The 2,541-nt window shown below is 47.4% G+C and carries 2 protein-coding genes and 1 pseudogene; 2 read left to right on the plus strand and 1 reads right to left on the minus strand.

Features of this window, described 5'->3' with window-relative positions:
* Window positions 1–17: 17 nt before the first annotated feature.
* Window positions 18–1,154, minus strand: coding sequence for a TonB-dependent receptor plug domain-containing protein (locus AC4FIA_RS17475; protein ID WP_490366893.1), 1,137 nt, complete (start codon window positions 1,152–1,154; stop codon window positions 18–20).
* A 267-nt stretch (window positions 1,155–1,421) separates the two neighbouring features.
* Here AC4FIA_RS17475 and AC4FIA_RS17480 point away from each other — a divergent pair.
* Both AC4FIA_RS17480 and AC4FIA_RS17485 read left to right on the plus strand, forming a co-directional pair.
* A pseudogene (locus tag AC4FIA_RS17480) lies at window positions 1,422–1,660 on the plus strand (DUF6444 domain-containing protein); the annotation flags it as partial.
* A gap of 146 nt (window positions 1,661–1,806) precedes the next feature.
* Window positions 1,807–2,541 (plus strand): HlyD family secretion protein (locus AC4FIA_RS17485; protein ID WP_490366894.1); only part of this gene is annotated, 735 nt, incomplete at its 3' end.

Below are 2,541 nucleotides of genomic sequence, written 5' to 3' on the forward strand. Positions count from 1 at the left end.
GAGCAAAAGAGCGGCTCTCAAATTGGCCTACCATCGTACATTTGTTGCAGCAATTGACGTTCTGACACGCTAAGCGGCAAAGTACGTCCATTGTTTTTGGTGTCGACAAAAGACAGTGAGGCGGCAAGGGTACCAAAGTCCCATTTTCCATCATAAGTTAAGGCCCACCATTCACGGTCAAACTCTTGTTCAGCCGCATAGCCAGCACGTGGATTCACTTGGCCTCGACGACTCTGCCAGATACTTTCAATGCTATCGCGAGTACCCAGTGGGTAAATGATTTCGCCAGTTTCAAGGTTGAATTCTGGCGTATTGTCATACTCTTGGTGTGAGTTGTCGTAGTCGAAGCCAAATTCATGACCTTCTGCTGCGGTATAGTTTAAGCTGAATCCATAGTGTTCGCTGTTATTGTCAACGGTGCGGCCGCCACCGCCAAAGCCCAGCGATCGTATGTGCTCTACACCATTGGGATCAATCGCTGGTGCCAACTGTGGTGTTGACGCTTGTTGTTCGTATAAACTTCCACGAATGCCCAAGCTCAATACGTTATCAATCAGCGGGCCTGTTACCGAAAAGTCAGTGGTGATGTCGTTGCCGAAGTCGTTGTTAGTTTGCAGGCTGCGCCCGAAGGTAATATTACCGCCCCATTCGCTGCGATGTTTCTTGGTAATGACATTGATAACACCGCCGAGAGCGTCAGCGCCATACAAAGTAGAAGCTGGCCCGCGAATGACTTCGATTCGCTCAATGGTATCCAGTGGCGGCATGTGATTAAAGGCGTTACCACCGAAGTTGTTGGGGTAAATGTCACCATGGTTATTTTGGCGACGACCATCTATGAGTAGCAGGGTATATTCACCCGTTAGGCCACGCATACTGACGCTGCCTTGCCCTGTTTTGTCTCGCGTTGTACCTATATCAATCCCTTCCTGAAATTGCACCGCGTCCAAAAGAGAAGTAAACGAACGCGCTTTGAGGTCTTCTGCTGTAATCACTGAAATACTGGCAGGAGCCTGAGTCAATTTTTGTTCGTATCCAGTGGCTGTCACAACTACGTGCTCGATGTTATCGGAGTCTGGAATTGCATTGGCAGAAACCATAGATACCATGCCTATATTAACGGCGATGGCTAGAGTTGAATGGCGCATTCTCATTGAGATGTCCCTTTGTGAGTGTGTTTTATATTAGTGTTTTAAATCGGCGTACATAATAACTTTTGTAAAGATTATGTCAACGCTAATGAGAATGGTTTGCATTATAAGGTGAAAAATGTTAGCGATATTTGATAGCACTACCTGAAAGGCAACCGTTAGCTAGGGCCCTAATAACAGTTAATTATATTTTTTCAATGATCTAGCGGTTCCTATTAATTGCTCCCGGCAGCCTGCCAAAGTGACTTTATCTCAAGCTAGAAATAAACATCAAAGCTACCCGTCGTAACGACCCTAGCTGAGGCTAACGAGCCAATCGGGGCGTAGGCGGGCCAGCTAACGACCTCGAAACCCGACTGAATAAGACCAGTCGTAATTCCTCACGTCCCTCCTTTTCTAATGGTACAGGTATGTCCTCCTTTTAATCGGCTGCAAAGGCTTCGGGTCGAAAGCGCGGTGCGCAATCTGGCCACAAAGGCAGTAAACGCATGTTCGCTGGTAGTATTGACATACACGCCAATAGGCAAAATAGTCAACCTACCAGAACTTTGATCCAGCGCAAAGCTTAAAGTACACCACCCAGTATACATTAGCTATTAACCTTGGCGCTTTCGCCACTTTTCACCTTTATTGATAAACCACAGGGAGCGTCACTGTGAAAAAAACGCCGTTTATTCTATCCATTATGTTCGTTGTGTTTTTAATTGTGGTTTTTAGTACTGTTTTCAGTGGCCCTGAAAATGTCGATGTGGTGTCAGGGAATGGCCGCATTGAAGCTACTGAAATTGGCATTTCTGCAAAAGTAGCAGGGCGTGTAGAAGAAATTTATGTCAGCGAAGGAGACAGAGTAACGGCGGGCGATGTGGTCGCCAAACTTGATACCACCACCATTAATAGCCAGCTTCAGCAGGCCAAGGCACAGCACCAGCAAGCCAAAAGTGCGGTAGAAGCTGCAAATATGGCTGTTGCACAGCGCCAAAGTGAAAAGTCAGCGCTTGAAGCCGCGCTGCTGCAAACTAAAGCCGAGCTAAAAGCAGCTGAAGCTCATGCTGCCCGTACTAATGAATTGGCAAAAACGGGCGCAGTGTCTAAACAATTAGCAGAAGATAACCTTACCAATGTTGAAAGCGCAAAGGCGGCGGTAAATGCTGCTAAGGCTCGCTTGACAGCGGCTGACGCCACCATCGAAGCTTCGCGCGCGCAATACTATTCGGCACAAGCAGCGGTCAGCGCTGCCGATGCCACTATTGCGCAAATCCAATCTGAAATTAACGATATGGTGTTAAAAGCACCACGTAATGGGCGTATTCAATACCGAGGAGTGGAGCCTGGCGAAGTTGTTAGTGCAGGTGGGCGTGTACTTAGTTTGGTCGACCTAACAAACGTATAC

This window comes from Thalassococcus sp., from assembly GCF_982780845.1.

What these genes read in the sequence shown, in the direction of transcription:
- AC4FIA_RS17475 (WP_490366893.1), bottom strand. Translation starts at nt 1,154, where the DNA reads ATGAGAATGCGCCATTCAACTCTAGCCATCGCCGTTAATATAGGCATG.